The organism is Methylobacterium mesophilicum (assembly GCF_022179445.1).
In the GTDB taxonomy this organism is placed as follows: domain Bacteria; phylum Pseudomonadota; class Alphaproteobacteria; order Rhizobiales; family Beijerinckiaceae; genus Methylobacterium; species Methylobacterium mesophilicum.
This window is the reverse complement of the sequence record NZ_BPQU01000012.1, coordinates 69,389-96,009: the sequence shown is the minus strand read 5'-3', so window position 1 is coordinate 96,009 and position 26,621 is coordinate 69,389. Positions and strand designations below refer to the sequence as shown.

Sequence of the window (26,621 nt, the reverse complement as noted above, 5' to 3'; positions counted from 1 at the left end):
TCATATCTGACAAAGGACGATCGACAATTTGTCAGATATGATCAGCTCGGTGTATCTGTCAATGAGCTGCCGGAGCGAGCCGCATCGCATTCCAGCGTCGTTCTGGATTTCCTCGGATAGGCCGAAATCACTCCCACTCGATCGTGCCGGGCGGCTTCGAGGTGATGTCGTAGGTCACCCGGTTGATGCCCTTCACCTCGTTGATGATCCGGGTCGCGACCCGGCCCAGGAAGGCCATGTCGAACGGGTAGAAGTCGGCGGTCATGCCGTCCACCGAGGTCACGGCGCGTAGCGCGCAGACGTGGTCGTAGGTGCGGCCGTCGCCCATCACGCCCACCGTCTTCACCGGCAGGATCACCGCGAAGGCCTGCCAGATCGTGTCGTAGAGGCCGGCCTGGCGGATCTCGTCGAGATAGATCGCGTCGGCCTTGCGCAGGGCCTCGAGCTTCTCCGTCGTGATGGTGCCGGGGCAGCGGATGGCCAGGCCCGGCCCCGGGAACGGATGGCGGCCGACGAAGGCGTCCGGCAGGCCGAGTTCCTTGCCGAGCACCCGGACCTCGTCCTTGAACAGCTCGCGCAGCGGCTCCACGAGCTTCATGTTCATGCGTTCGGGCAGGCCGCCGACATTGTGGTGGCTCTTGATCGTCACCGACGGGCCGCCGGTGAACGACACGCTCTCGATCACATCCGGGTAGAGCGTGCCCTGCGCCAGGAACGCCGCCCCACCGATTTTTTTCGACTCCGCCTCGAACACGTCGATGAACAGGCGGCCGATGGTCTTTCTTTTCACTTCCGGGTCGCTGACGCCCTCGAGCGCCGACAGGAACATGCCGCTCGCCTCAACGTGGACCAGCGGAATGTTGTAGTGGTCCCGGAACAGGGCCACGACCTGCTCGGCCTCGCCCAGGCGCAGCAGTCCGTGATCCACGAACACGCAGGTCAGCTGGTCGCCGATCGCCTCGTGGATCAGCACCGCGGCGACGGCCGAATCGACCCCGCCGGACAGGCCGCAGATCACCTTCTCCGAGCCGACCTGCTCGCGGATCTTGGCGATCGCCTCCTCGCGGTAGGCGCCCATGGTCCAGTCGCCGGAGCAGCCGGCGATATCGCGCACGAAGTTGCGGATCAGCAGGGCGCCGTGCGGGGTGTGGGCCACCTCGGGGTGGAACTGCACCGCGTAGTAGTTGCGCGCCGCGTCCGCCACGGCCGCGAAGGGCGCGTTCTTCGAGATCGCCACGGTGGTGAAGCCGTCCGGCAGCTTGGTGACCCGGTCGCCGTGGCTCATCCAGACCGGGTAGCGCTCGCCCTTGTGCCAGACGCCGTTGAACAGCGGGCAATCGGCCAGGATCTCGACCTCGGCCCGGCCGAACTCGGCATGGTGCCCCCCTTCGACCGCGCCGCCGAGCTGGGCCGCCATGGTCTGCTGGCCGTAGCAGATGCCGAAGACCGGCACGCCCGATTCGAACACGAGTTGCGGCGCCCGGGGGCTCGCCTCGACGGTCACCGATTCGGGGCCGCCCGAGAGGATCACGCCCTTCGGCTTCTGCTCGCGGAACGCGGCCTCGGCCTTCGTGAAGGGGACGATCTCGCAATAGACCCCCTCCTCCCGCACCCGCCGGGCGATGAGCTGGGTCACCTGAGAGCCGAAATCGACGATCAGGATCTTGTCATGCGTGGGAGCTGTCATCGGTCATCTTTGCTGGGTAGGCGCGAAATCGAACGATCGCCGGGGGTGCCGAGGACGACGCCCTCGATCCTGACGATCCGCTCGATCAGACTGGCATGGGATTCTGCCGCGGCGATCCGGGTCGCGGCTTCGAGGCGCGCCACCAGGGCATCGCCCTTCACGGCGTCGACCGCATCGTGTGTTTCCAGGTCGCCGACCCGTTGTTCCAGGCGTTCGACTCGATCGACCAGTTTGCGAATGTTGTCCGAGAGGCGCTTGACTTCATCGAGGATCAGGATGGCATCCTTCAATGCGCCGAAGACGCCTCCGCTCATCGGGCGTTCCCCTACGATCGCGCTTCGATATAGGCGTTCAGCTGCCGCAGCTCGTCCAATATCGTGTGGGAATAGGCGTTCAATTCGGTCTGCAACGCGCTGAGGGCACCGTCGTTGTCCCGCCGATCGTCGAGAAAGCCCGCCATCGGAGCAGGTTCGGGGGCCGGGTCTTCGACCCGGAGGGTCACGACGCGCAGCACGTCCTCGGAGGTCTCGATCTGGCGCTCCATCTCGGCCATGGCGGCCGGCTGCGCGTCGATGTCCAGCAGCGCGAAATGCGCCTTGCGGTTTCTCTTGATGCGGTAAGCCAGAGACTTCACGCCCCACATCTCGATCATGTCGAGACGGCCGCCGTTGCGCTCGATCACGTCTCTATAGGTGTCGAACACGGTCTCGGATCGCGTGGAGGCTGCGTCCTGGCGCGCGATCATGAAGCTTTTGTAGTGCGCCACGCCAACCTCCGATCGGGCTACGCCGACCCTATCATACATCCGGCCCCGCAGCATTTGCAGTGTCGTTCCGTGCAGTGCCGCCGCGTGCATCGCGCGACGCACGAGCGGGAGGCCGGGAGGGTTCCACCGCGCGGGCGTACCCTCCGGCGGCGCGCCTCAGTCGAAGTTGCGGACCTTGGCCGAGCCGCCCAGGCTGATCGCGGGCTTGGCCGGGGCGCCCGCCAGGCTGACCTTCTTCTGGCCCGGCAGGGTCTTGGCGCGCAACTCGGGGGCGGCAACGGCGGCCGGCTTGGCCGGCTTCAGGTGCGCCTGCCCATGGATCACCGAGCCAATCTCGCCGGCGACCCGAATCAGGTCGTCGCGGTCGCAGGAGCGGGCGACCTTCAGGCCGAGCTTGTGCATGTGGCTCTTGCCGTAGAGGTAGGCGGCGAGCTGGGCGCGCTTCAGCGGCGGGATCTGCTCCAGGATCATCGGCAGGTCGAACTCGTCGGCCCGGTAGACCTCGCCCAGAACCTCGAGGCTCACGGGGCAATCGACTTCGGGCTCGGCGCCGCTGGTCGGATGCGATTGCGTCATGGTTGCCTCTCGGGAAGCGATGGATCGGAAGCTGGCTCGGATGCCCCGGAGCCGGTGTCGGTTTCAAGCCCTGCCGGCGCAGTAAGGTCCGCAATCCTGGCCTGCGCGGGACCGGGGGTCGCAGCCGGGGGCACCGGCGGCTCCGGTTTCCAGGCGCCGAGGCAGCCGGTGCAGACGGATTCGATCACCGCGCGGGCATGGGCCTGCCTACGCGCCCAAAGGGCCTCGCGGGCGGTCCGGTCGCCATCCTGCGTCGGCCGGATGCGGATGAACAGCGGCTCCTCCGCGCGGACCGGCACCGGGGCGACGGCCACCAGGACGAGCAGAGCCGCGGCGCGGACTCGTGAGCCCGGTCCAGGCTGTGCCGGACACGTCATGCCGTCTCGTCCCTCCGGCGGAGCTGAGCACGAGATCTCGCGCCGCATGGTAAACCGCCGCTTAACGCGGCGGCCCCGCCGGCACCAGCGGCGGCGGATTACGGCGCGGCGCGGGGCAAGGCAGCGGGGTCTGGTGCGGGCTCGTCCATCGCGGCCCGACGGCGATCCTGGGCCCGGCCCAGCCACAGGCTGTTGAGCAGCCAGGCCACCGACAGCGGCACCGCCGCCCCGGCGATCCCGGTGCTGCCGAGGCCGAGCCCCTGGATTCCGGTGAACGACCACGCCCCGACCTGATCGCCCAGGCGGTAGACCACGGTGTCGATGAAGCTCTTGGCCTTGTAGCGGTCCTCCCGGGGGACAACCGTGAACAAGACCTCCCGGATCGGGCGGGCGATCGCGAAATTGCCGGCCCGGCGCAGGACCTGGAACGCGACGATCACCCCGATGGTGGGCGAGACCGCGAGCGCGGCGAAGCCCAGCACGCTGAAGGCCGGCAGCAGCGCCAGGGTGATCCCGACGCCGAGCCGCTTGACGATCCGCCCGGTCAGGAACAGCTGCACGCCAAGCGTCAGCACGTTCACCGCGAGGTCGACGCTGGCGAAGAACGCGGTCTGCGCGCCCCGGTCCGGGAAGCTCCGCTTGGCGATGCCGGCCTGCTCGAAATATAGGAAGGTCGAGGTCACCGAGAACAGCAGCAGGAACAGCGAGATGTTGAGCAGGTAGGGCGACGCCAGGGTGCGGGTCACACCCGCCAGCACGCTGCCGCCGATGGTGCGGTCCTGGCCGTCGTTGGCGGTCTCGCTGCCCGGAACCGCGTGGAGCCGCGCCGACAGGGACGCCAGCCCGCGCATGCAGAACACCGCGACTTCGAGCAGCGCCACCGCGCAGAGCATCAGGCCCCAGGTCGGCACGTTCTTGGCGAGGATCGCGGTGGTGGCCGAGCCCGTGATGGCCCCCACGGTCGCCCCGGCCGCGATGAAGCCGAACAGGCGCTTGCTCTGGTCGTTCGAGAACACGTCGACGATGGTGGCCCAGAAGATCGAGACCACGAACAGGTTGAAGATCGACAGCCAGACGAAGAACACCCGCCCGATCCAGATCCCCCAATCGGGCGGGGCGAGGTACAGGGCCAGCGCGAAGGCTAGGATGTTGGCGGCGAAGAACCGATAGGTGATCGGCACGAACCGCGCCCGCGGCATGCGCTTCACCAGGTAGGCGAAGGGCAGGTTCAGGGCGAGCATGCCGACCAGCGTCGCCGTGAACAGCCACGGCAGGTTCTCGATGCCCCCCGCCACGCCCATCTGGTCGCGAATCGGCCGCAGCACGTAGTAGGCGGCCAGGATCGAGAAGATGTAGGCCCAGGACCAGGCGAGCGCCTGGCCCTCGCCGGGCCGGATGTCGATCAGGCGCGCGAGCGGGCCGCGGGGCGCGGATGTTTCAGGCACGCGCCCGTCACTTCCCCAGCCCGAGCTTCTCGCGCAACTCTGGGGCGGTGGCCTCGTGACCGAAGCCGGGCGACCCCATGGCGAACTTGTCGGCGTCCTTGAGCGGACCGACCACGACCGGATCGAAGCCGGCATCGCGCACCAGGCCCTCGGCCACCTTCAGCGCCGCGGGATCGTCGCCGGCGATCGGGATCGCCATCCGGCCGCCCGGGCGGTCCTGGCCGCCATTCGCGCCCGCCTTGGCGAACACCTTGTAGTTGGCCGCGTTGAAGGCCCGGACTACCTTGGCCCCTGGCAGGTACTTGGCCGAGGTCGCCCCGATGCCGTTCGCCTGAACCTCGTCGTAGAGCGCGCCGTCGCGCTTCTGCGTGGCGTTGCCGGCATCGAGCACGACCTTGCCGGAGAGTGACGTCGCAAGGTCCTTCGCGAGGTCGGGATAGGCCTTGTACGGCACGGCCACGAACACCGCCTCGCCGAACTTGATCGCCTCTTCCGGCGTCCCGGCCTTGGCCTTGGGCCCGAGTTCGGCGATCATCGGCGCCAGGGTCTCGGGATGGCGCGAGGCGAACATCACCTCGTGGCCGTCCTTGACCCAGAGGCCTCCGATCGTGCCGCCGATGTTGCCGGCCCCGATCACCCCGATCCGTATCTTCTTGGCACTCTCCTGCGCCAGGGCCGGCATCGCTGTGGCCGTCATGAGGACGGCGGCGAGGGCGAGCGCAGCGCGCCGCGTGGTGCGATCAGACCGCATCGATGAAGGTCTCCATCTGCTTGCGCTGGGCCGCGTCGGGGAGCGGTCCCCGGGCGGCGGCAAGGTTGTCCTCGACATAGGCCACCTTGGCCATGCCGGGGATCGGGCATGTCACGGCGGGGTTGCCGAGCACGTATTTCAGGAACACCTGCGGCCAGCTGGTGCAGCCGAGATCCTTGGCCACCGCGGGCAGCTCCTTGCCTTGCACCGCCTTGAACAGGCGGTCGCGGCCGAAGGGCACGTTGGTCATCACGGCCACGCCCGTCTCGGCGGCGAGCGGCAGCACGCGCTCGGCCGCGGCCCGGTTGTCGATGGCGTAGTTCACCTGGATGAAGTCGAGCTTTTCCCGCTTCATCACCGCCTCGAGGGCGTCGAGCTGGCCGTCCCGCCAGACCGTGACGCCGACATAGCGGATCCGCTTGGCGTCCTTCAGCGCGCGCAGCACAGCGAGATTCGCGTCCACGTCGATCAGGTTGTGGACCGCCACGAGATCCAGGCTCTCGACCTTCATCCGCTTCAGCGACCGCTCGAACTCCGCCCGCGTCGCGTCATGCCCCTGCGCGTCGACCTTGCTGGCCAGGAACAGTTTTTGGCGCAGGCCGGGCTCGGCCAGGATCAGGCCCAGCACGTCCTCGGCGGTGCCGTAGCTCGGCGCCGTGTCGATCACGGTTCCGCCGAGCGACACGAAGGCCTGCACCGCCGCCTTGAGGGGCGCGACCGCCTCGACAGTGGGCTCGACCTCGTAGCGCCGGGAGGTGCCGATCCCCATCGCCGGCAGCATCTCGCCCGTCGATGGGATCGGCCTTCGGATCAGCGGCTCCGCGGCCCAGGACAGGCGGCCGGCGAGCGGCGCCAGGGTGGCAGCCGCGATGACGGCGCGACGGGATACGGGCATGGCCGGCCTCCGGCGGTGTCGGGACACGACCCGGACATAGGGCACGCTGCGCGGATGTGTATTCGTTATTCTCACGCTTGCGCGAGCGCTGGCCGGTTTAGCCTACATCGGGAAACAGGTCCGACCCGTCCGGCACCGTCGCACGCTTCGTGAGCGTGTCGTGGGTCACGACTTCGGACACGAGCCCGATCGACGACGGCTCCAAGTCCCCGATTCGACACCCCTGCCGCCGAACCGGTATCCGCTTCGGCAGCGCGCACTCTAGCCCCCGACCCGGATGCTCAACACCTCGTCCGGCCGGCCCTCGAATGCGGAGCCCTCGGTATCGGGCGCGACCCGGCATCGATACTCCTCGATCGCCAGGAAAGCCCGATGGGCAACCTGCGGATCGATCTCGTCCCGCACCACGATCGTGTTGAAGTCGATGAACAGGCGTGCGATCCGCGCCTCCTCCGACAGGATGGCCAATTCGGACGCCGCGGCGCCGCAGCGCATCACGTAATGGCTCGACACGCCGGCCTCGTCGCGCGTCGGCACCACGGCGATCTGCCCGGCCGTCTCCGGCCTTAGCCCCGCCCAGCGGACCGGTGTCCACACGATAACAGCCTCGATCTGCTTCATAGACAACTCCAGCGGGTGGGAACTCCTCACCTCACACATAGTCCCATTATGGGTCGATCAAATTTCGCAGAATTTTCTTGCAATGCAAGAGGCCATCGCGTTACAAAAATCTCATATTTCAGGCGTGAATATTAGATCGATATCGAAATCTTCCATCGATAAAAAATATTAGCTGACTATGAGAAAAACAATCTAATCAAATTTCCAACTTTAAAGCATTTTTATTTCATTAAAAATATTTTTATGTTGTCTTTCCGCTCAATCGTGATCGCCTCGTCTGTAATGCGTTTTCGGGTGATGCGCTCACCTCTTGCACTCACTTGGGGCCATCACCGGAAGGGCGAAGCGACCGGCCACAGGTCTCGTTCATGGATCGCATACAGCCTCGACCACTTCGCCGTGCCGATCGGGGTTGTGCTGAAAACGCCGCGATCCCGGCGGGTCTCCGGATCGATCCCCGGCGACGCACGGCAAGGCGCCGACGCCGGGACAAGTCGCCCCGAATTGCTGCACCGTCCGAGGTTCCTGCGAGACGCGATTCGATGGACGCTGACCGGTGAGGTCGAGGGCGGGCAGGACCGTCGTTGCAAGTCTGGAAACCCGCCGCCACGCTATCGACGCTCCGCAGCCGCGGGGTCTCCTGCGCGGCCCGTAAGTTCGGGGCGGCGCGGCGCTAATCCTCCTCCGGCGGGTCCTCGAACTCGGCACCCTCCGTGTCCGGTGCGATGCGGAACCGGTACTCGTCGATCGCCAGGAAGGCGCGGTGGACGACCTGGGGGTCGAGCCCGTCGCGCACCACGATCGTCTGGAAATCGATGAACAGGCGGGCGATCCGGGCCTCGTCCGACAGGGCCGCCAGCGCGGAGGAACTGGCGCCCGCGTGCATGATGTAGCGCTTCGTGGCGCCTTCCGGGTCGGGTGCCGGCAGCACCACGATCTGCCCGGCCGTCTCGGGCCGCAGCTCCGCCCAGCGGGCGGGTGTCCACGCAATGATGGCCTCGATCTGCTTCATCGGCACCTCCGGCTGCTCGGGAGGATCCGCCTAAGCATCATTTGCCGGAGGGGTCACCCGGCAGGCGCTGAAAATTCGGTCGCGCCGTCACGGCGAGCACGGGGAAACCATCCAGCGATCCGCCGCATCCGAGGATGTCGCGCTGCCGGAGGCTGCACCGCCGCGCTCGCCCCGACCGTGGGTCGATGCCGGGCCAGAAGCCTGCCCGACCGCGCGCCTGCCTTCGAGGCCGGGCGAACTCCGATCGCCCGTTTCCCGAGGGTGGGCCGAGACCGAGATCATCGGCTGCCGACGGTGTCGGATCACACCGTCGAACGGGGTCGGCGCTGCGGCGCGATGCAACGTCTCCCCGCGGGTCGGACGTTCAGTGCGCGCGCTCGACCTGCCCGCGGATCTCGCCCTTCGGGTTCGCCGCGGTGTGGATGTTGAAGTAGAGCTTGCCGGCTTCGAGGTCCGCCGCCTTGGCGTCGTCGAGGGTGGCCTCGCCGGAGAACGGGCTGCCGGTGACGGTGACGGGCACCAGCACGCCGGCATTCGCGCCGGCGGCGGCCGGGCCATGGAAATGCGCGGCGGTGACCGGCCCGGTCAAGCCACTGTAGGTCCCGTTCCAGCTCAGGTGCTTGGTGGCCGGATCGTAGGTCGCCGTGATGCTGCCGGTGCCCTTCGAATCGGTCGCCGGCACCTCGCTGCCGCCGTTCAGCGCCGCCGCGTACGGAGTGCCGGTGCCGGCCGCGTGGACGGCGGACGTCGCCAGCGGCATGGACCATGCGAGGAGGACTACGAGACCGGTTCTGGACAGGCGTGTCATCGGACGCTCCGCTTCGGCACGGCCCTCAAGCGGGGCCACGTGTCGCAAGATAAGGGGGCGGCGCCGCGCGGACCACCGGGCTATCGTGAAACGTGGGACAGATGTCCGGCCGCGTGGGCCGATGGGGGCGCGATGGCGGTCACGGACGCGGGCGCCCCGGCGGGCGGGCACGGGCAGGAGATCACGGCCCGCGGGATCGTGCTCGGCGCGCTGATCACGGTCGTCTTCATGGCCGCCAACATCTATCTCGGCCTGAAGACCGGGATGACGTTCTCGTCCTCGATCCCCGCCGCGCTGATCTCGATGGGCGCCCTGCGCCTCGTCGGCGGCGCCGGCATCCTCGAGAACAACATCGTCCAGACCCAGGCCTCGGCCGCCGGCACCCTGTGCAACGTGATCCTGGTCCTGCCGGGCCTCGTCCTGATCGGGCACTGGCACGGCTTTCCGTTCTGGGAGACCAGCCTGGTCTGCCTGATCGGCGGGTGGCTCGGCGTGGCGTTCTCGATCCCGCTGCGCCGGGCGCTGGTCTCGGGCAGCGACCTCCCCTACCCCGAGGGCGTCGCCGCCGCCGAGGTGCTGCGCGCCGGCCATGCCGATTCCGGAGGTTCCGCTTCCGATGAGCGCGGCCTCACGACCCTGCTGACCGCCGCCGCCGGCTCCGGCCTGGTCGCCTTCGCCACCAGCGGCCTGCGCATCCTGGCCGAAGGCGTGCTCACCGCCTTCAGCCTGGGCGGGGCCGTGTTCAGCATCGGCAGCGGATTCTCCCTGGCCCTGGTCGGGGTCGGCTACCTCGTCGGGATCGGCGCCTGCCTGGCCCTGCTCACCGGCGTGGTCATCGCCTGGGGCATCATGGTCCCGGTCCTGACCGCCCTGACGCCCCAGCCCGGCCTGGAGCCCGGGGCGGCCGCGCAGGCGATCTGGTCCGGGCAGGTCCGGCTCGTCGGCGCCGGCATCATCGCGGTCGGCGGGTTCTGGACCGTGGCCACGCTGGTCCGGCCGATCGCCCGCAGCATCCGGGTGGCGCTCGCCGCCGGCAACCCGGCGCATGCCGCCGACCGGCAGGACCGCGACCTGCCGCTGCCGCTGGTGGGCGGGGCCGCGTTGGCCCTCTGCGTACCGCTCGGCGCGCTGTTTGCCGGCTTCGCGGCCGATCTCGGCATCGCCGGCCCGATGCTCGCCGCCGTGGTGGCGGCCGGCCTGCTGTTCTGCCTCGTGTTCGGCGCCGCCATGGCGGCGGTCTGCGGCTACCTCGCGGGCCTGCTCGGCTCCTCGACAAGCCCGATCTCCGGGATCGGGATCCTCACCGCCATGGTCGGCGCCGCCCTGCTGCCGCTGGTGCTCGGCCCCGCCGGGACCCCGGACGCCCGGCGCGTCACCGTCGCGCTGGTGCTGCTGGCGGCCTCGGTGATCGTCACCGCGGCGTCGATCGCCAACGACAACCTGCAGGATCTCAAGACCGGCCAGATCGTCGACGCCACGCCCTGGCGCCAGCAGGTGGTGCTGATCGTCGGCGTCGCCGTCGGCTCGCTGGTGATCGTGCCGCTGCTGTCGCTGCTCTACGGCGCCTACGGGTTCGTCGGCTCGATGCCGCGCCCCGGCATGGACCCGGCGCTGGCGCTGACCGTGCCGCAGGCCGCCCTGGTCACCCAGATCGCGGACGGCATCGTCGCCCGCACCCTGCCCTGGCCGATGCTGCTGATCGGCTGCGGCCTCGGCGCCGTGATGGTCGCCCTCGAAGTCGCGCTCAAGCGCCGGGCGTTCAGCTTCCCGGCGCTCACCGTGGGGATCGGCATGTACCTGCCGCTGTCGGTGGAGATGACCATCGGGCTCGGCGGACTGCTCGGCTTCCTGTGCGCCCGCGCCCTGCGCCGCCGCGGCGCCGGGCCCGAGGACCTCGAAGCCTCCCGCCGCCGCGGCGTGCTGATCGCCTCCGGATTCCTGGTCGGCGAGAGCTTCGTCGGGATCGGCCTGACGGCCGTCGACGCGGCCTCCGGCCATTCCTCGACCCTCAGCCTGGTCGGCCCGGACTTCGCCGAGGCCGCGACCTATCTGGGTGCCGCGGTGTTCGTCGTCGGACTCTTCGCAGCGGCCCGGTTCATCCGCGGTCCCTTCGCCGTCCCTTCGCAGCGAAGGCCCGCGGGCGCCCCCAAATTCCGCGCATAACACCGTTGACAGCCCGCGCCCGGCCTCCCTATACCCCGGCCGCTGGCCGCGCCGTCCCGTTCGGGACGCGCGTCTTGGGGCGGGGTAGCTCAGCTGGTTAGAGCAGAGGAATCATAATCCTCGTGTCGGGGGTTCGAGTCCCTCTCCCGCTACCATTGGTTTCAACCCGCCCGGTCAATGACGTGGCGGGTTTTCTTTTGACTTCGCGGCGTTCGCAGGCGCTCGGTCGATTGCCGCAAGCAATGAGTTCCGGTTGGCGGACGGCTTCCAGGCCGGGCGTTCGAGGCCGAGATGGTCCCGGAGCGTCACGCCGGAATAGTCCCTCCGGAACAGGCCGCGCCGTTGCAGGATCGGCACGACGGCCTCCACGAAGGTTTCGAGGCCGTCCGGCAGGACGTCCGGCATCAGGTTGAACCCGTCGGCGGCGCCCGCCCGGAACCAGGCCTCGATGTCGTCGGCGACCTGCTCCGGCGTGCCCACGACGATGCGGTGGCCGACGCCGCCGCCGAGGGCGCGGAGCAGCTGGCGCACCGTCAGATTGTCCCGGCGGGCCAGGGCGACGGTGCCGGTGAACATCATGTGGTTGGCATCGGGCGGCAGCGGCAGCGGGTCGGGCAGCGGCTTGTCGAGGTGGAGCCGCTCGGGGTCGATCCGGAGCGTCCCGGCGAGGCGCGCCAAGCTGTACTCCAGCGGAACCAGCTCCCACAGCGCGTCCTGGCGCCGACGCGCCTCGGCCTCCGTGGCGCCGATCACCGTGGCGAGGCCGGGCAGCACCACGATCGCGGCCGGATCCCGGCCGTAGCGCGCGGCCCGGGCGCGGAGGTCCGCGGCATAGGCCGCGCCGTCCGGGATGGTCTGGGCGAGGGAGAACACCGCGTCCGCGGTGGCGGCGGCGAGGTCGCGGCCGTCCTCCGAGCCGCCAGCCTGCACGGTCACGGGCCTCCCTTGCGGCGAGCGCGGCACGGTGAGCGGGCCGGCGACGCTGTAGTGGGTGCCGCGATGGTCGATCGCGTGGACCTTGGCGCCGTCGGCGAAGCGGCCGCTCGCCTTGTCGCCCACCAGGGCGTCGTCCTCCCAGCTGTCCCAGAGGGCGTGGACGACCTCCGTGAACTCGCGGGCGCGGGCGTAGCGCGCCCCGTGCTCGGAGACCCCGGCGAAGCCGAAATTGCGGCCCGCGGCGGCGTCCGCCGTGGTGACCACGTTCCAGCCGACCCGGCCGCGGCTGACGAGGTCGAGGGTCGCGAAGCGCCGGGCCAAATTGTAGGGCTCGTTGTAGCTGGTCGAGGCGGTCGCGATCAGCCCGACATGGGTGGTCGCCGCAGCCACGCTCGCCAGCACGATGGTCGGTTCGAAGGCCATGAACGGCCGGTAGTCGATCCGGTCGTTGATCGCCGGCGTGTCGGCCAAGAAGATCGCGTCGAACTTGCCCCGCTCCGCGATGCGGGCGACCCGCACGTAGTGGTCGATGTCGACGAAGGCGTCCGGCCGGCTGTCCGGCAATCGCCAGGCCGAGGGATAGACGCCGGAATGCAGCAGGTTCACGTTGAGGTGAAGCTGGCGCTGCGCGGTCATCGAAGGTCCCGGATCAGCGGACGCGTGGCAGGACGTGCTCGGCGAACCGGCGCATCTCGGCCTCGAACGGCTGGAACTGCAGCATGAACAGGGCGATGCCGGCCTCGTGGAAGGCGCGGATGCGGGCCGCCACCGTCTCGTAGCTGCCCACAAGCCCGGCCGCGGTGCCGCCGTTGGTGCCGACATGGCGGCTCGCCGCCGCGTCGGTCTTGGCGAACATCACGCTCGCCGTATCGGTCCGGGCGCGGGTGTCGGCGCGCAACGCCGCGTCGCGCTGCGCCAGGGCGAGGAGGCGGTCGTGCTCGGCCTGGGCCGCCGCGTCGGTCTCGCGGGCGATGACGAAGGCCGAGAGGCCGTAGCGCAAAGGCCCGTTGGCCGCGTGCCGGCGGCGCATGTCGGCGATCAATTCGCGGACGTCACCCAGCGGCTGGCCGTTGATGAACCAGACGTCGGCATGGTCGGCCGCCAACGCCCGGGCGGGCTCGGATTCGCCACCGACATAGATCCGGGGCCGCGGCCGATGGGTGCCGGCCGGGCGAAGCTGGTAGTCCTGGACCTGGAAATGCGCGTCCGACGCGGTGACGCGCTCACCCCGCATCAAGCGGTCCACGAGGCCGATCCACGCACGCCCGTAGGCATAGCGGTCGTCATGGGCCGGGAACGGTAGGCCGGCCCGCTCGAACTCGGCCCGGTTCCAGGCATTCACGAGGTTCAGCGCGAAGCGGCCGCCGCTGATATGCTCGATCTGGAGGGCCATCTTGGCCAGCACCACCGGGTGGTACAGGCCCGGCTTGATCGCCGCGATGATCTCGATGCGCCGGGTCAGGGCCGCCAAGGCCGCCGCGGCGGTCCAAGCTTCGAGCTGGTCGCGCGCCTCGTCGTAGGGGTTCATCGTGTGCTGCGCGACCAGCACGGAATCGAAGCCCAGCGCCTCGGCTTCGAGCACCAGGGCGCGGTTGCGCTCCCAGCTCGCGTCGTCCGGCTCGTCGGGGTCGTGGTGGGCGGCCCGGGAGCCGTGGACGGCGGCCCAGATGCCGAAACGAGGTGCGTCGGCCATGGGGTCAGCCCTTCACCGCCGGCGGCGTCCAGAGCGGGACAGCGGTGGCGTCGATCCGGCGCGGGATCAGCTTGGCGTCGAGGAAGGTGTCGGCGATCGCCTGCTGCTCGCCGAGCTGAGCTCGCTCCACCGGCTCCACCAGGTAAGTGCGCCGGGCGTTGGCCGCGGCCACGACGGCGGGGGGCAGGTCGCCCCAGACGGGGGCGAGCAGCGCCACCGCCGCCTCCGGGTTGGCCTTCGCCCACTGGCCCGCTTCGACCAGCGCTCGGTACACGATGGCCACCACCTCCGGATGGGCGGCGACGAAGCTGTCGTTCACGAGGTAGTAGCGGTGGTAGCTGGTCAGGCCGGATCCGTCGGCGATGGTGCGCACCGGCCGCTTGGCCTCGGCGAAGGCCAGGAACGGGTCCCAGATCGACCACGCATCGAGGCTGCCCTGCTCGAACGCGGCGGCCCCCTCGGGCGCCTGGAGATAGGCCGGCCGAATGTCGTCGAAGCCCAGGCCGGCCCGCTTCAGCGCTGCGGCCAGGACGTAATGGCTGCCGGACCCGCGCGAGACGCCCACCGTACGCCCCTTGAGGTCGGCGACCGTGCGGATCGGGGACTCCGCCGGCACGATGATGGCCTCGGCAGCCGGCGCGCCGCGCTCGCGGGCGTAGAAGGTCAGGGGCGCCCGCGCCGACTGGGTGAAGATCGGCACCGCGTCGGCGACGTCGGCATGGATGTCGACCGCGCCGGCATTCATCGGTTCGAGGACGTTTGTGAACAGGTGCCAGGTCGGCGTGAAGCCGAGCGGCGCCAGGCGCTCGGCCAGGGTGCCTTTCACCTTGAGGATCGTGAACAGCACCGAGGAGCGCTGCATGCTGATCTTCACCTCGCGCGCCGCCGCATGCACCGCGGGCGACGCGAAGGGCAGCGCCGCCGCGCCCAGGCCGGCCAAGAGCAGCGTCCGGCGGGACGGGGACCGTCCTGCGGGCATATCGTCGGTCATCGTGGTCTCCGGTCGGCAGGCGCCCGTTCGCGTACGTGCCGGAACCGAAATGGCCGGTTCGACGGCGGCTGGAGCGCGCGATCACTATTGAAGCTCGCGGGCGGGGGGCGATCAATGAAACGAGGTTTCGAATGCGCGGCGCTTCGAAGATCAGACCTTCTGCATGGGCCGCAGGATGGAGGATGAAGACTTCGGGCGACGGAGTTATCCGCGGAACCGCGCGATGCTCTCTCGACCGCGAGCGCCGCCACATGTCGACTGCAGGTGGAATAAAAATCTACCGTTTGGCAAAATAATAAGAAGATAATCTCTGTCGGCGGGCAACTATGTACCCGGCTTTCCTTGACCCCGCTCGGCGTCGAACGTCATACAGATTGCTCCCAGATCACCCGATCGTATTGCGGACCCGCGGGTCCCGCTCGAGGAGCACCCACAGGCTGTGTCCACCCTGCCGTCGCCCCGCCAACCCGCCGACACGCCGCTGATCCGGTTCGAGAACGTCTCGAAGACCTATCCGGCGCGGAAGGGCGCGGCGCTGGTCACGGCGCTGTCCGGGATCGACCTCTCCGTTCCGGCCGGGACCATCCTCGGGGTGATCGGGCGCTCCGGCGCGGGCAAGTCGACGCTGATCCGCCTGATCAACGGCCTCGAACGGCCGAGCGCAGGGCGGGTGATGGTCGGCGACGCGGAGGTGTCGAGCCTGCCCGAGCGGGACTTGCGGCGGGTGCGCGCCCGGGTCGGCATGATCTTCCAGCACTTCAACCTGCTGTCCTCGCGGAATGTGGCCGACAACGTCGCCCTCCCCCTGGAACTCGCGGGCTGGAAACGCGCGGCGATCCGCGCCCGCGTGGCGGAACTGCTCGCCCTCGTCGGGCTGGAGGCTCAGGCCGGGCGATATCCGGCGGAGCTGTCGGGCGGCCAGAAGCAGCGGGTCGGCATCGCCCGGGCGCTCGCCACCGAGCCCGACGTGCTGCTCTCCGACGAGGCCACCTCCGCCCTCGACCCGGAGACCACCCGGTCGATCCTGGCCCTGTTGAAGCGGATCAACCGCGACCTCGGCCTGACCATCGTGCTCATCACCCACGAGATGTCGGTGATCCGGGCGGTCGCCGACGACGTGGCGGTGATCGACCACGGCGCGATCGTGGAGCGCGGCACGGTCTACGCGGTGTTCACCCGGCCGCAGGCCGAGGTGACCCGCAGCCTTCTCGCCGGCGAGGTCGGTCTCGACCTGCCGGCCGGGCTGGCCGAGCGGATCTCCGCCGATCCGCGCCCCGGCGGCGTGCCGGTGCTGCGCCTCGCGCTGCGGGGGGCGCAGGCCGACACCGCGATCATCGCCCGGCTCGCCCGCGAGACCGGGATCGAGGCGGTGATCCTGGCCGGCGCGGTGGACGAGATCGCCGGCCAGCGCTTCGGCTCCCTGGCGCTCGGCCTGTCGCCGGGGCCGGACGTCACCGCGCGGGCCCAGGCCTATCTCGCCGCGCTCGGCATCCCGGCCGAATTCCTCGGCTATCTGCCGCCGGCCCAGGACGTCGCCCAAGACGTTGCGCAGGGGGCTGCCCGTGTCGCCTGAACTCATCAACCTTTTTGTCCAGGCCACCGCCGACACGCTGACCATGGTGGCGCTCGCCGCCGCCATCGGCACGCTGTTCGGCCTGCCGCTGGGGGTGTTCCTCGCGACGAGCCAGCGCGGCGAGCTGCTGGCGGCGCCCGCGCTCAACGCCGCCCTCGGGGTGATCGTCAACGCGACGCGCTCGACGCCCTTCATCATCCTGGTCGTGGCGATCATCCCGTTCACCCGCCTGGTGGCCGGCACCTCGATCGGTACCTATGCCGCCAGCGTGCCGCTGACGGTGGCGGCCACACCCTACATCGCGCGGCTGGTCGAGGCGGCGATCCGCGAGGTCGATCACGGTCTGGTCGAGGCCGCCCGGGCGTTCGGGGCGAGCCCGGCGCAGATCATCCGCAAGGTGCTGATCCCCGAGGCGCTGCCCGGCATCGTCCTGGGGCTCACCCTCGCGGTGGTATCGCTGGTCGGCTACTCGGCCATGGCCGGCGCGGTCGGCGGCGGCGGGCTCGGCGATCTCGGCATCCGCTACGGCTACCAGCGCTTCCGGCCCGACATGATGCTGGCGGTCGTGGTCGTCCTGATCGTGCTCGTGCAGGTGTTCCAGACTGCGGGCGAGCGCCTGGCGCGCCGCCTCAACCGGCGCCACCGCCAGAGCTGATCCGCATCGAACGTTCGGCCCCGAAATCGCGAGATCGTCCGCCATGTTGCGTCGCCTGGTGCTTGCCGCCCTCCTCGTGATGCCCGGTATCGGGCACGCGGAGGCCCTGAAGCGTGTCCGCATCGGCGCGACGCCGGGGCCGCACGGGCAGATCCTCGAGGCGGCGAAACCCGTCGCGGCGCGCAACGGCCTCGACCTGCAGATCATCGAGTTCTCGGACTACGTGGTGCCGAACGAGGCGCTCTCGGCCGGCGAGATCGAGGCGAACTCGTTCCAGAACCAGCCCTTCCTCGACAATCAGAAGGCCGATCGCGGCTACAAGATCGTCGCCGTCGCCACGACGGTGAACTTCCCGCTCGGGATCTACTCGAAGCGCCACAAGACCTTCGACGCGGTGCCGACCGGCGGCACGGTGGCGATCCAGAACGACCCGACCAATGGCGGACGCTCGCTGCTCCTCCTGCAGGACAAGGGCGTGATCAAGCTGAAAGCCGGCACCGGGTTCAAGCCGACGGTGGCCGACATCGTCGAGAACCCGCGCAAGCTCCGGTTCATCGAGGTCGACGCGGCGCAGACGCCCCGGTCCCTGGACGATGTCGACGCCGCCGCGGTGAACACCAACTTCGCCACGCCCGCCGGCCTGAAGCCCTCGGACGCGATCCTGAAGGAGGAGCCGAAGGGCCCCTACGTCAACCTCCTGGCGGTCCGCGAGGCCGACCGCGACCAGCCCTGGGTGAAGGCGCTCGTGGACAGCTACCGCAGCCCCGAGGTCAAGGCGTTCATCGAGAAGACGTTCGGCAGCACCGTGCTGCCGAGCTGGTAGCGGGCGCTACCACACAGGCTCGAAGAATCCCCGGAAGGTGGTCTCGATATAGGCTTTCACCTCCGGGGACCGGAACGTCGCGATGAAGGCCGCGAGCCTGGGTTCGTCCCGGTTTTCGGGCCGGGCGACGAAGCTCACCGTGTAGTGCTTGTTACCGGACCCGTCGGTGATCAGAGCGGTGCTGGGGTCGCCTCCGGACGCGAACAGGTAGGTAAAGCTTACCTGCGCCAGGGTCACGTCGTCGAGTGCGCGCGGCAGCTGTGCGGCGTCGAGTTCCAAAATGCGGAGACCCTTCGGATTCGCCACGATATCGGCCACCGAGGCATCGTCGCCGCTGCCAGGGTTCAGCTTAAGCAGACCTGCTTTCTCGAGCAGGTGCAAGCCGCGCGCGGCGTTGACCGGATCGTTGGCGATGGCGACGCTCGCCCCGTCGGGTACCGCATCCAAGCGTGTCACACGTTTCGAGAAGAGACCGACCGGCAGAACGAAGGCGCCAGCCACGGGCAAGAGTCGATAGCCCCGCGCCTTGATCGTGGATTGCAGGAAGGGCACGTGCTGGAACAGGTTGGCGTCGAGGCTGCCATCGGTCACAGCCTCGTTTGGCGTAACCCAGTCGGTAAACTCGACGATCTCCACCGCCTGCCCCCGTTTGCGCGCCAGGTCTGCCGCGAAGGCGAGGGTCTGGCCGATTGGACCGGCGGTGGTGCCGATCCGCAGAGGCTTTTCGGCCTTGGCCGGGGCGGCGGCTAGAAGGCCGGCCATTATGCCCAGCACTGCGCGGCGTGTTCGATTACGGCTCATGGTGTGTCGGCTCGTGGCGGGTTCAGGAGGCTTGGCGCACGTCCCTGGCTCCCGGTCCGACCTTGAAGGCGGCGCCCGGATGACTGGACTTCAGATGCGGGCCGGAGCCGGGGAACAACTTCTCCCGCAAGGTCCCGTCTCGATAGGCGGTCTTGAACACCCCGCGGGATTGAAGCTCCGGCACGACCAAATCGACGAAGGCCTCCAGCGTCTCGGGTGCCACGGCCCGTGTGAGGTTGAACCCGTCGATATCGGCTTCCCGCACCCATTCGAGCAGCGTGTCGGCCACCTCGGAGGGGGAGCCCACGATGAACGGCGCCCGCGCCCCGCGCGGGCCGAATGCGGCGAAGTCGGCCGGGGTGAACGGTCGCTCGCCCGGAGCCGTAAGATTCTCCACCAGAGACTGCATGGCGTTGGTCTTCTGATACGCGAAAGGCTCGTCGGGCCGTAGGCCGGCGAGATCGATTCCGGTCCAACCGGACACCAGGGCGAGCTGGCCTTCGCGGTCAATGTAGTGGGCATACGCATCGCGTAGGTCGAGCGCTTCAGCCCGCGTCGGGGCGACGATCACCGTGGCGCCAATGAACATGCGGATATCGTAGGGGTCCCGACCAGCGTCCCGGGCGGCCTCACGGATGCTGCGGACCGCCTTCCCGGCGACGGCCGGCGTGTGGCCGTTCAGGAAGATCGCCTCCGCATGTCGGGCCGCGAACTGTCGCCCCCGGGCGGAGGTGCCGGCTTGGTAGAGCACCGGCGTACGCTGCGGCGACGGCTCGCTGAGATGGCGTCCATCAACCCGGTAATAGGGGCCCTCGTGAAGCACACGATGGACCCGGGACGGATCCGTGAACACGCCCCCGATCCGGTCGCGGCGCACCGCGCCCTCCTCCCAGCTGCCTTCCCACAGCTTGTAGGACGCCTCCAGGAAATCCTCGCCCGCGTCGTAGCGGTCGTCATGCGCCCGCGCTTCCGGTTGGCCCATGCCGCGGGCACCGCTCTCCAGATAACCGGTCACGATATTCCACCCGACCCTGCCTCCGGTGAGGTGGTCGAGGGTTGAGATCCGCCGGGTGAAGGTGAAGGGGTGCTCGTAGGTGAGGTTCGCGGTGACGCCGAAGCCGAGATGGCGCGTCGCCTGTGCCATGGCCGGCACGACCAGGAACGGGTCGATACTGGGGGCCTGTGCGGCGCGGGCGAGCGCGGTCTCAACACCGCCGCCGTACACGTCGTATTGGCCGATCACGTCGGCCAGGAATACACCGTCGAACAGGCCCCGCTCGGCCGTCCGGGCGAGGTCGATCCAGTAATCCAGCGTGTTGTAGGCGGCGCTGGTGTCTCGGGGATGGCGCCATAGGCCGGCCCAGGTATGACCGGGTGCAGCCATCTGGAAGGCGTTCAGCCGCAGTTCGCGAGGTGTCGTCATGGTGTCGACATGGCTTGCTTTCGGAAGGGGCCAGGGCCGCGCACCCTGAACGAGGCCGTGCGGCGCCTAAGAGAACGAAGTCCGGAGGGTATGCGAACACGACGTCGGGTCAACCGAAACTTTGTTTTCTATTGGGCTGCTCTGAAAGAACATCTATTCAGGCGGGCATTCCCAATGAGGTAGTGCTTCCAAATCGACTGCACGCTGTCGTTTTTCCCGTGCAGCATCTTGAGATCGCGGCCCGACTTGGCGAATCCATAGGTCTCGCGCCGGGATCCTGCGGGTGTTCGGCAGCGACGATCAATGTGGAAAGCTTCAGGCGATGGCGCAGTGGGATGCGGGTTGGGGCGCTGGCCCGAGCGAGCGCTACGAGGATCTGGCCGGGCGCTTCCGGCCCACCTTCGCCGAGATCCGCGCCACGGCGGTCGAGCGCGATCGCGCGCACCGTCTGCCGCATGCCGAGATCGGGTGGCTGAAGGAAGTCGGCTTCACCACGTTGCGCCTGCCGGTCGAGGCCGGCGGCCATGGGGCCAGCCTGCCGGAGCTGTTCAACCTGCTGATCGAGCTGTCGCAGGCCGATTCCAACGTCACCAACGCCCTGCGCGCCCATTTCGGCTTCACCGAGGACGTGCTCGGCTCGACGGCGCCGGACTGGCGCGCCCGCTGGATCGCCAGGATCGCCGCCGGCGAGACCGTGGGCAGCGGTGTCTCCGAGACCGGCCCCGCCAAGGTCGGCCAGTTCGACACCGTGGTCCGTCGGCGGGGTGCCGAGCGGGTCGTGTCGGGCAGAAAATTCTACACCACCGGCTCCCTGTTCGCGGACTACATCCATCTCTCGGCCGATGACGAGGACGGGGCGGCCCTGGTGGCGGCTGTCCCGACCGGGGCGCCCGGCGTCGAGATCGTCGACGACTGGGACGGGTTCGGCCAGGCGCTCACCGCGAGCGGCACGATCCGGTTCGACGACGTCGTCCTGCCGCCCGACCTGATCAAGCCCGATCCGGCCCGTTTCCCCTACGCGATGGCGTTCTTCCAGCTCGTCCACCTGGCGACGCTCGCCGGGATCGGGCGCGCCGCCGCCGAGGATGTCGGGCGTCTCGTTGCCGAGCGGACCCGCGTCTACAGCCACGGCAATGCCGGACGGACCGCCGAGGATCCGCAGATCCTGGCCGTGGTCGGCCGGGTGCGCGGCAACGCCTACGCGGCCGGCGCGGTGGCGCTGAAGGCGGCCGAGGCCCTGCAGCGCGCCTATGAGCTGCACCGCGACGCGGGTGGCCGGGGGACCGAGGCGCAGGCCGAGCGCGCCACGGCGCTCGCCGACGTCGAGGTCAACCAGGCGGTGACCGTGGTCACCAACCTCGTGCTGGAGGCGACCACGATCCTGTTCGATGCGCTGGGCGCCTCGGCGGTGAAGCAGGGGCTCGGCCTCGACCGCTACTGGCGCAACGCCCGCACCATCGCGTCGCACAACCCTCGGATCTACCGGGACCGGATCGTCGGCGCCTTTGCGGTGAACGGCACCGAGCCGCCGCGCCAGTATCGCGTCGGCACCGCCTGACGTCGGCCGCCGCCGCGGGGCGGCGCTGGAGATCATCCTCGTCTCTCGGGCAAGCAAGCGAAAAACGTTTTCGACTCCACGAAAAGATCAGAAAACGCTTTCGTTGACTCGGCTTCGATCCGATTGAATATTCGATCCATTGATCCCTCGACGGATCAGTCACCCAAATTCAGGATGCACGATGTGCTCGGCCGCGCGGTCGGGCCACGTCCTGCGTCGGCCCAGCCTACCGCGCGGTCGCGCGGCCCGGAGACGTGCGATGATTGACGACCCGTCAGATCCGGGATCCGAAGCTTTCAGCCGGATGCCCTCGCGCCGCCTGGTGCTGAGGGCCGGCGCCGCCGCGATGGCGGCCCCCTTCGGCTTAGGGATGGGCGCGAGCCAGGCCTGGGCGCCCGGACCCGGCGCGCCGTTCGATCCCGGTCCGCTCTGCCGGCCCGCGGCGGCCGAAGCTTCATCGGGCCCGCTGCGGCCGGTCAAGCTGGCCTGGAACGCGACGGCGATCTGCACCGCCGCCGCCCCGCTCGCGAAGGAGCAGGGCATCTTCGCCAAGCACGGCCTCGACGTCGAATTCGTCAATTTCGGCGGGGCTACGGAAGCCCTCTTGGAGGCTATCGCCACCGGCAAGGCCGACGCCGGGATCGGCATGGCCCTGCGCTGGCTCAAGCCGCTGGAGCAGGGTTTCGACGTGAAGATCACCGCCGGCCTGCACGGCGGCTGCCTGAGGCTGCTGGCCGACAGGTCCAGCGGCATCACCGACATCGCATCGCTCAAGGGCAAGACCATCGCGATCAGCGATCAGGCGAGCCCGGCGAAGAACTTCTTCAGCCTTCAGCTGGCCAAGGTCGGGATCGACCCCGACAGCGGCGTCGCGTGGCGGCAATACCCGGCGGACCTCTTGAATCTCGCCGTGCAGAAGGGTGAGGCGCAGGCCCTGGCCGACGGCGACCCGCGCACCTGGATCTGGCTGAAGGATCCGCGCTTCACCGAGATCGCGACGAACCTGTCGGCGGAATACGCCGACCGCACCTGCTGCGTCGTGGCGGTCCGCGGCAGCCTGCTGCGCAACGACCGGGCGGTCGCCGCGTCGCTCACCCGGGCGATCCTGGAGGGCGGCCACGCCGTCCACGGGAACCCGGAGGCGGCCGCGAAGGCGTTCGCCGGCTACGGCGGCAAGGGATCCATCGAGGATCTCGCCACGATGCTGCGCAGCCAGCAGCACGGCGACAGTCCGGTGGGCGGCCGGCTCAAGCAGCAGCTCGCCCTCTACGGCGATGAACTGAAGCTGGTGAACGTCCTGAAGCGCTCGACCGATACGGCGACGTTCGCCGAGCGGATCTACGCCGACGTGCTGAGCTGAGGCGTCTCATGTCCGGAAGCATCACCGCCGGGACGCCCGCGCGCAGCACCGCCGCCGAACACGCGCGCCTCCCTGGTCCGCCCTGGCGGATCGTCCTGGCCGGCCTCGCCTGGCTGGCGCTCGCGGGCCTGACGTTGCAGCTGCCCGAAGCGGGCGACTTCCCGAGGACGGCCATCTTCGCGCAGGGATCGGCGGCCATCGGGTTGGCGCTGCTGCCGCTGGGCCTCCTCGCCGGCTCGCTCGGCACAATCGGGGCGCGCCTGCGGTATTGGAGCCCGTGGCTGGCCGCGCTGGCCATCGCCTTGCTGGCCTGGGAACTGGTCACGGCGAAGCTCGATCTCCTGCCGATGCCGTTCTTCCCGCCGCCCCAGGCGATCCTGGAGGTGTTCCTCGACGATTGGCCCAAGCTCGGTGGCAGCACGCTGAACTCGCTGATCCTGCTGGCGGGGGGCTACGCGATCGGGTCGAGCGTCGGCTTCGTGCTCGGCGTCGCCATCGGAACTTCCAAAGCGGTGGGCTACTGGGCGCATCCGGTGCTGCGCTTCGTCGGCCCGCTCCCGGCGACCGCGTGGCTGCCGCTGGCGTTCTTCGTCTTCCCGTCCTCGTGGTCGGCGAGCACCTTCCTGGTCGCTCTGGCCACCGGCTTCCCGGTCACGGTGCTGACCTGGTCCGGGGTGGCAGGCGTCAACAAGGCCTATTTCGACGTGGCGCGGACGCTCGGCGCCTCGCGCAGCTTCCTGATCCTGCGGGTGGCGATCCCGGCGGCGCTGCCGCACGTCTTCGTCGGGCTGTTCATGGGGCTCGGCGGCTCCTTCGCGGTTCTGGTGGTGGCCGAAATGCTCGGCGTGAAGTCGGGTCTCGGCTGGTACCTGCAATGGGCGCAAGGTTGGGCGGCCTACGCCAACATGTACGCCGCGCTGATCGTGATGGCCCTGATGTGCTCGTCGCTGATCACCCTGTTGTTCCGCCTGCGCGACCGCCTGCTCGCCTGGCAGAAGGGGCTGGTGCAATGGTAGCCGCCGCGCTGGAACGACCGGCGGACCTGATTCTCGGTGCGAGCCTGCACGCAGAGGCGGTGAGCCACGCCTTCGATATCCGCGGCGCGCCCCTGCCGGTGCTCGACCGGGTCAGCCTCAGCGTCGCGCCGGGCGGGTTCGTGGCTCTGCTCGGCCCCTCGGGATGCGGCAAGTCCACGTTGCTGCGGCTCGTCGCCGGGCTGGAGCCGCCCGACGAGGGCGCGATCACGGTCGACGGCCGGCTGGTCGAGGGGTTGGACCCGTCCCGCCTGCTCGTCTTCCAGGATCCGACGCTCTACCCCTGGCGGACCGTGCGCGGGAACGTGGCGCTCGGGCTCGAGGCCCAGGGCGTCGGGCGGGCGGCCCGCGCGGCGCGGATCGAGCAGGCCCTGGGGCTCGTCGGGCTGTCCGGCTTCGCGGACGCCTATCCGCACCAGCTTTCCGGAGGGATGGCCCAGCGGGCGGCCTTGGCCCGGGCGCTGGTCAACGAGCCGCGCCTGCTGCTCCTCGACGAACCGTTGGGCAAGCTCGACGCGCTGACCCGCCTGGCGATGCAGGCCGAGATCCTGCGCCTCTGGCAGGAGAAGCGCTTCACGGCCGTGCTGGTCACGCACGATGTCGAGGAGGCGCTGATCCTGGCCGAGCGCGTGATCGTGCTCGGCGACCGCCCGGCCGCGATCCGGGCTGAACTCCCGGTCGACGCCCCCTACCCGCGTCACCGGGACGATCCCGACCTCATTCGCCTGCGCCGGACGATCCTGGAGATCCTCGGCCAGGCGACTTGATCACACGCCGTCCTGCGGCGCGCGGCCGTGCGATTCCCGAGTTCCGGGCCGCGCGCCGCGAACCTGTGCGTGCACGCCTTCCCCAAGCTTCGCCCGAACTAGGTTCCGCTCATGCGCTCCTCACGCCGCTTCCTCCTGGCCGCCGGCCTGGCCCTGATCACCGCGACCGTCCCGTTCGCGCCTGCGGCCCGGGCCGAGGACCCGAAGGAGATCCGGCTGGACTGGGCGACCTACAATCCGGTCGGCCTGCTCCTTAAGGACAAGGGGTTCCTGGAAGAAGCGCTCAAGCCGAAGGGCATCCGGGTGCGCTGGGTCCAGTCGCTCGGTTCGAACAAGGCGCTGGAGTTCCTGAATGCCGGCGCGATCGATATCGGCTCGGCCGCTGGCGCGGCTGCCCTCGTCGCGCGGATCAACGGCAATCCGATCAAGGCGGTCTACGCGTTCTCGCGTCCCGAATGGACGGCGTTGGTCACCCGCAATGAGACCGGCATCACCAAGCCCGCCGACCTGAAGGGCAAGCGCGTCGCCGTCACCCGGGGCACCGATCCGCACATCTTCCTCATCCGCGCGCTCCAGGGGGCGGGCCTCACCGAGAAGGACGCGAAGCTCGTCCTGCTGCAGCACCCGGACGGCCGCACGGCCCTCGACCGCGGCGATGTCGATGCCTGGGCCGGACTCGATCCGCTGATGGCGGCCGCCGAGATCGAGAACGGCGACGTCCTGTTCCACCGCGATCCGGCGGCCAACACCTGGGGCCTGCTCGACGTGCGCGAGGACTTCGCCAAGGCCCATCCCGATCTGGTCCGGACGGTGATCGCCGCCTACGAGCAGGCGCGCGCCTACGCGCTGGCGAATCCGCAGGCTCTTTCTGCGGCGCTGGTCGCGGCGACCAAGCTTCCCGAGCCGGTGATCGCGCGGCAGCTCGCGCGCACGGACCTGTCCCAGCCGACGATCGGACCGGCGCAGACCGAATCGATCAAGGCCGCCGGCCTCGCCCTGCAACAGGCCGGCGTAATTCCCGCTGCCACGGATGTGGCGGCGGCGGTGGACGGCCTGCTCGATCCCGGCTTCAACCCCGTCGCGGCGCGTTGACGGCCGGGACGCTCTGGCGGCAGGGCGGCCGCGTCGGTCTCGGGCTCGTCCTGCCGTTGGCCCTGGCGGTCGGCTGGGAGATCGCGGTCGATAGCGGCCTCGTCTCCGGACGCCTGCTGCCGCCACCGAGTCGGATCGGCGCGACCTTGCTGGACCTGGCGACGTCGGGCGACCTGCTCATGCACGTCCAGGCGACGCTGATCCGGGTCGGGCTCGGCTTCCTCTGGGGCGCTGCCGCGGGGATCCTGGCGGGTGGCCTGGTCGCGACGCTTCCGACCCTGCGCTGGCTGGTCGATCCAAGCCTCCAGGCCCTGCGGGCCGTGCCGTCGCTCGCCTGGGTTCCGCTCTTCATCCTGTGGTTCGGCATCCTCGAGACACCGAAGGTGCTGCTGATCGCCGTCGGGGTCTTCTTCCCGGTCTATGTCGGGGTCTCGGGGGCCATCGCCTCGGTGGACCGAAAGTTGATCGAGGTCGGGCGCATCTTCCGGTTGTCGCGGCTTGCCCTGGCCCGGCGGATCCTGCTGCCGGCGGTGCTGCCGGCGACCCTGGTCGGGTTGCGCACGGGGCTCGGCCTCGGCTTCCTGTTCGTTGTAGCGGCCGAGCTGATGGGGGCCTCGGAGGGCCTCGGCTACCTGCTGGTCGATGGCCAGCAATTCAGCAAGCCGGACCAGATCGTCGCCGCGATCATTGCTTTCGCCCTGGCCGGGAAGCTGGCCGACATGGTGTTGCTGGCGCTTACGCGACCCTTGACGCGCTGGCAGGACACCGCGCGGGAAAGCCTGTGACGAGCGCGGCAATGCGCCGTCCGCGCGAT

The 26,621-nt window shown here is 69.5% G+C and carries 25 protein-coding genes and 1 tRNA gene; 11 read left to right on the top strand and 15 right to left on the bottom strand.

Annotation, left to right across the window (positions count from 1 at the left end; translation table 11 throughout):
* Nucleotides 1-127 precede the first annotated feature (127 nt).
* From guaA to MFF40_RS14075, 10 genes are all read right to left on the bottom strand, one after another.
* Nucleotides 128-1,687, bottom strand: coding sequence for a glutamine-hydrolyzing GMP synthase (gene guaA / locus MFF40_RS14120; RefSeq protein ID WP_147854008.1), 1,560 nt, complete (start codon nucleotides 1,685-1,687; stop codon nucleotides 128-130).
* A complete protein-coding gene (locus MFF40_RS14115; RefSeq protein ID WP_147854009.1) occupies nucleotides 1,684-2,001 on the bottom strand; it encodes a hypothetical protein in 318 nt (105 codons plus the stop codon). Before MFF40_RS14115 ends, guaA begins: the two co-directional genes overlap by 4 nt.
* Nucleotides 2,002-2,012: 11 nt before the next feature.
* The gene (rpsF, locus tag MFF40_RS29055) at nucleotides 2,013-2,453 is read right to left on the bottom strand and encodes a 30S ribosomal protein S6 (RefSeq protein ID WP_378994477.1); all 441 of its coding nucleotides are present in this window, start codon (nucleotides 2,451-2,453) and stop codon (nucleotides 2,013-2,015) included.
* A 156-nt stretch (nucleotides 2,454-2,609) separates the two neighbouring features.
* Complete coding sequence (locus tag MFF40_RS14105; protein WP_147854010.1) at nucleotides 2,610-3,029, bottom strand: hypothetical protein; 420 nt, start codon at nucleotides 3,027-3,029, stop codon at nucleotides 2,610-2,612.
* Nucleotides 3,030-3,504: 475 nt separating this feature from the next.
* A complete protein-coding gene (locus MFF40_RS14100; protein ID WP_147854012.1) occupies nucleotides 3,505-4,851 on the bottom strand; it encodes an NTP/NDP exchange transporter in 1,347 nt (448 codons plus the stop codon).
* Nucleotides 4,852-4,858: 7 nt separating this feature from the next.
* The gene (locus MFF40_RS14095; RefSeq protein WP_147899130.1) at nucleotides 4,859-5,602 is read right to left on the bottom strand and encodes an NADPH-dependent F420 reductase; all 744 of its coding nucleotides are present in this window, start codon (nucleotides 5,600-5,602) and stop codon (nucleotides 4,859-4,861) included.
* The gene (locus tag MFF40_RS14090; RefSeq protein WP_147899129.1) at nucleotides 5,592-6,497 is read right to left on the bottom strand and encodes an aldo/keto reductase; all 906 of its coding nucleotides are present in this window, start codon (nucleotides 6,495-6,497) and stop codon (nucleotides 5,592-5,594) included. The genes MFF40_RS14095 and MFF40_RS14090 overlap by 11 nt, the downstream gene beginning before the upstream one ends.
* 261 nt (nucleotides 6,498-6,758) lie before the next feature.
* On the bottom strand, nucleotides 6,759-7,118 hold the full coding sequence (locus MFF40_RS14085) for a hypothetical protein (RefSeq protein WP_147899128.1): 360 nt from the start codon (nucleotides 7,116-7,118) through the stop codon (nucleotides 6,759-6,761).
* Between the two features lie 673 nt (nucleotides 7,119-7,791).
* On the bottom strand, nucleotides 7,792-8,130 hold the full coding sequence (locus tag MFF40_RS14080; RefSeq protein WP_147854016.1) for a hypothetical protein: 339 nt from the start codon (nucleotides 8,128-8,130) through the stop codon (nucleotides 7,792-7,794).
* Nucleotides 8,131-8,494: 364 nt separating this feature from the next.
* The gene (locus MFF40_RS14075; RefSeq protein WP_147854017.1) at nucleotides 8,495-8,938 is read right to left on the bottom strand and encodes a CHRD domain-containing protein; all 444 of its coding nucleotides are present in this window, start codon (nucleotides 8,936-8,938) and stop codon (nucleotides 8,495-8,497) included.
* 132 nt (nucleotides 8,939-9,070) lie between these two features.
* Between MFF40_RS14075 and MFF40_RS14070 the strand changes: the two genes are divergently transcribed.
* Nucleotides 9,071-11,101 carry an OPT family oligopeptide transporter gene (locus MFF40_RS14070; RefSeq protein ID WP_147899096.1) on the top strand — a complete coding sequence of 677 codons (2,031 nt, stop codon included), beginning with the start codon at nucleotides 9,071-9,073 and terminating at the stop codon, nucleotides 11,099-11,101.
* Between the two features lie 78 nt (nucleotides 11,102-11,179).
* A tRNA-Met gene (locus MFF40_RS14065) sits at nucleotides 11,180-11,256 on the top strand.
* Nucleotides 11,257-11,275: 19 nt separating this feature from the next.
* Here MFF40_RS14065 and MFF40_RS14060 read toward each other — a convergent pair.
* From MFF40_RS14060 to MFF40_RS14050, 3 genes are read right to left on the bottom strand one after another with little or no spacing between them, the layout of a single operon-like run.
* Nucleotides 11,276-12,673, bottom strand: coding sequence for an LLM class flavin-dependent oxidoreductase (locus MFF40_RS14060; RefSeq protein WP_238260935.1), 1,398 nt, complete (start codon nucleotides 12,671-12,673; stop codon nucleotides 11,276-11,278).
* A gap of 13 nt (nucleotides 12,674-12,686) precedes the next feature.
* The gene (locus MFF40_RS14055) at nucleotides 12,687-13,730 is read right to left on the bottom strand and encodes an LLM class flavin-dependent oxidoreductase (RefSeq protein ID WP_147898255.1); all 1,044 of its coding nucleotides are present in this window, start codon (nucleotides 13,728-13,730) and stop codon (nucleotides 12,687-12,689) included.
* 4 nt (nucleotides 13,731-13,734) lie between these two features.
* Nucleotides 13,735-14,721: an ABC transporter substrate-binding protein gene (locus MFF40_RS14050; RefSeq protein WP_147856594.1), complete on the bottom strand. Its 987-nt coding sequence runs from the start codon at nucleotides 14,719-14,721 to the stop codon at nucleotides 13,735-13,737.
* Nucleotides 14,722-15,160: 439 nt separating this feature from the next.
* Here MFF40_RS14050 and MFF40_RS14045 point away from each other — a divergent pair, with 439 nt between their 5' ends.
* The 3 genes from MFF40_RS14045 to MFF40_RS14035 are packed head-to-tail and all read left to right on the top strand — an operon-like array spanning nucleotide 15,161 to nucleotide 17,772.
* Complete coding sequence (locus MFF40_RS14045) at nucleotides 15,161-16,294, top strand: methionine ABC transporter ATP-binding protein (protein ID WP_147898254.1); 1,134 nt, start codon at nucleotides 15,161-15,163, stop codon at nucleotides 16,292-16,294.
* Nucleotides 16,284-16,949, top strand: coding sequence for a methionine ABC transporter permease (locus MFF40_RS14040; protein ID WP_238260933.1), 666 nt, complete (start codon nucleotides 16,284-16,286; stop codon nucleotides 16,947-16,949). Before MFF40_RS14045 ends, MFF40_RS14040 begins: the two co-directional genes overlap by 11 nt.
* A gap of 43 nt (nucleotides 16,950-16,992) precedes the next feature.
* A complete protein-coding gene (locus MFF40_RS14035) occupies nucleotides 16,993-17,772 on the top strand; it encodes a MetQ/NlpA family ABC transporter substrate-binding protein (protein ID WP_147855274.1) in 780 nt (259 codons plus the stop codon).
* A 6-nt stretch (nucleotides 17,773-17,778) separates the two neighbouring features.
* Here MFF40_RS14035 and MFF40_RS14030 read toward each other — a convergent pair whose 3' ends face one another.
* Together MFF40_RS14030 and MFF40_RS14025 are read right to left on the bottom strand one after the other, a co-directional pair.
* A complete protein-coding gene (locus MFF40_RS14030) occupies nucleotides 17,779-18,573 on the bottom strand; it encodes a MetQ/NlpA family ABC transporter substrate-binding protein (RefSeq protein ID WP_147898253.1) in 795 nt (264 codons plus the stop codon).
* A gap of 22 nt (nucleotides 18,574-18,595) precedes the next feature.
* Complete coding sequence (locus MFF40_RS14025; RefSeq protein ID WP_147898252.1) at nucleotides 18,596-19,996, bottom strand: LLM class flavin-dependent oxidoreductase; 1,401 nt, start codon at nucleotides 19,994-19,996, stop codon at nucleotides 18,596-18,598.
* A gap of 322 nt (nucleotides 19,997-20,318) precedes the next feature.
* On the opposite strand from MFF40_RS14025, the gene MFF40_RS14020 reads away from it, so the two are divergent.
* The 6 genes from MFF40_RS14020 to MFF40_RS13995 all read left to right on the top strand — a co-directional run bounded on the left by MFF40_RS14020 (nucleotide 20,319) and on the right by MFF40_RS13995 (nucleotide 26,592).
* A complete protein-coding gene (locus MFF40_RS14020; RefSeq protein WP_147898251.1) occupies nucleotides 20,319-21,554 on the top strand; it encodes an acyl-CoA dehydrogenase family protein in 1,236 nt (411 codons plus the stop codon).
* Nucleotides 21,555-21,813: 259 nt separating this feature from the next.
* The gene (locus tag MFF40_RS14015) at nucleotides 21,814-22,914 is read left to right on the top strand and encodes an ABC transporter substrate-binding protein (protein WP_238260931.1); all 1,101 of its coding nucleotides are present in this window, start codon (nucleotides 21,814-21,816) and stop codon (nucleotides 22,912-22,914) included.
* An 8-nt stretch (nucleotides 22,915-22,922) separates the two neighbouring features.
* Nucleotides 22,923-23,930: an ABC transporter permease gene (locus MFF40_RS14010; protein ID WP_238260928.1), complete on the top strand. Its 1,008-nt coding sequence runs from the start codon at nucleotides 22,923-22,925 to the stop codon at nucleotides 23,928-23,930.
* A complete protein-coding gene (locus MFF40_RS14005) occupies nucleotides 23,924-24,715 on the top strand; it encodes an ABC transporter ATP-binding protein (RefSeq protein ID WP_238260926.1) in 792 nt (263 codons plus the stop codon). The genes MFF40_RS14010 and MFF40_RS14005 overlap by 7 nt, the downstream gene beginning before the upstream one ends.
* 111 nt (nucleotides 24,716-24,826) lie before the next feature.
* A complete protein-coding gene (locus MFF40_RS14000; RefSeq protein WP_147856993.1) occupies nucleotides 24,827-25,807 on the top strand; it encodes an aliphatic sulfonate ABC transporter substrate-binding protein in 981 nt (326 codons plus the stop codon).
* Nucleotides 25,804-26,592, top strand: a complete 789-nt coding sequence (locus MFF40_RS13995; RefSeq protein ID WP_147856994.1) for an ABC transporter permease — start codon at nucleotides 25,804-25,806, stop codon at nucleotides 26,590-26,592. Before MFF40_RS14000 ends, MFF40_RS13995 begins: the two co-directional genes overlap by 4 nt.
* The last annotated feature ends 29 nt before the right edge of the window (nucleotides 26,593-26,621 follow it).

Coding starts and splice junctions, on each gene's coding strand:
- guaA (WP_147854008.1), bottom strand. CDS start 1,687: ATGACAGCTCCCACGCATGACAAGATCCTGATCGTCGATTTCGGCTCT.
- MFF40_RS14115 (WP_147854009.1), bottom strand. CDS start 2,001: ATGAGCGGAGGCGTCTTCGGCGCATTGAAGGATGCCATCCTGATCCTC.
- MFF40_RS14105 (WP_147854010.1), bottom strand. CDS start 3,029: ATGACGCAATCGCATCCGACCAGCGGCGCCGAGCCCGAAGTCGATTGC.
- MFF40_RS14095 (WP_147899130.1), bottom strand. CDS start 5,602: ATGCGGTCTGATCGCACCACGCGGCGCGCTGCGCTCGCCCTCGCCGCC.
- MFF40_RS14090 (WP_147899129.1), bottom strand. CDS start 6,497: ATGCCCGTATCCCGTCGCGCCGTCATCGCGGCTGCCACCCTGGCGCCG.
- MFF40_RS14085 (WP_147899128.1), bottom strand. CDS start 7,118: ATGAAGCAGATCGAGGCTGTTATCGTGTGGACACCGGTCCGCTGGGCG.
- MFF40_RS14080 (WP_147854016.1), bottom strand. CDS start 8,130: ATGAAGCAGATCGAGGCCATCATTGCGTGGACACCCGCCCGCTGGGCG.
- MFF40_RS14075 (WP_147854017.1), bottom strand. CDS start 8,938: ATGACACGCCTGTCCAGAACCGGTCTCGTAGTCCTCCTCGCATGGTCC.
- MFF40_RS14070 (WP_147899096.1), top strand. CDS start 9,071: ATGGCGGTCACGGACGCGGGCGCCCCGGCGGGCGGGCACGGGCAGGAG.
- MFF40_RS14060 (WP_238260935.1), bottom strand. CDS start 12,673: ATGACCGCGCAGCGCCAGCTTCACCTCAACGTGAACCTGCTGCATTCC.
- MFF40_RS14055 (WP_147898255.1), bottom strand. CDS start 13,730: ATGGCCGACGCACCTCGTTTCGGCATCTGGGCCGCCGTCCACGGCTCC.
- MFF40_RS14050 (WP_147856594.1), bottom strand. CDS start 14,721: ATGACCGACGATATGCCCGCAGGACGGTCCCCGTCCCGCCGGACGCTG.
- MFF40_RS14035 (WP_147855274.1), top strand. CDS start 16,993: ATGTTGCGTCGCCTGGTGCTTGCCGCCCTCCTCGTGATGCCCGGTATC.
- MFF40_RS14030 (WP_147898253.1), bottom strand. CDS start 18,573: ATGAGCCGTAATCGAACACGCCGCGCAGTGCTGGGCATAATGGCCGGC.
- MFF40_RS14025 (WP_147898252.1), bottom strand. CDS start 19,996: ATGACGACACCTCGCGAACTGCGGCTGAACGCCTTCCAGATGGCTGCA.
- MFF40_RS14020 (WP_147898251.1), top strand. CDS start 20,319: ATGGCGCAGTGGGATGCGGGTTGGGGCGCTGGCCCGAGCGAGCGCTAC.
- MFF40_RS14015 (WP_238260931.1), top strand. CDS start 21,814: ATGATTGACGACCCGTCAGATCCGGGATCCGAAGCTTTCAGCCGGATG.
- MFF40_RS14010 (WP_238260928.1), top strand. CDS start 22,923: ATGTCCGGAAGCATCACCGCCGGGACGCCCGCGCGCAGCACCGCCGCC.
- MFF40_RS14005 (WP_238260926.1), top strand. CDS start 23,924: ATGGTAGCCGCCGCGCTGGAACGACCGGCGGACCTGATTCTCGGTGCG.
- MFF40_RS14000 (WP_147856993.1), top strand. CDS start 24,827: ATGCGCTCCTCACGCCGCTTCCTCCTGGCCGCCGGCCTGGCCCTGATC.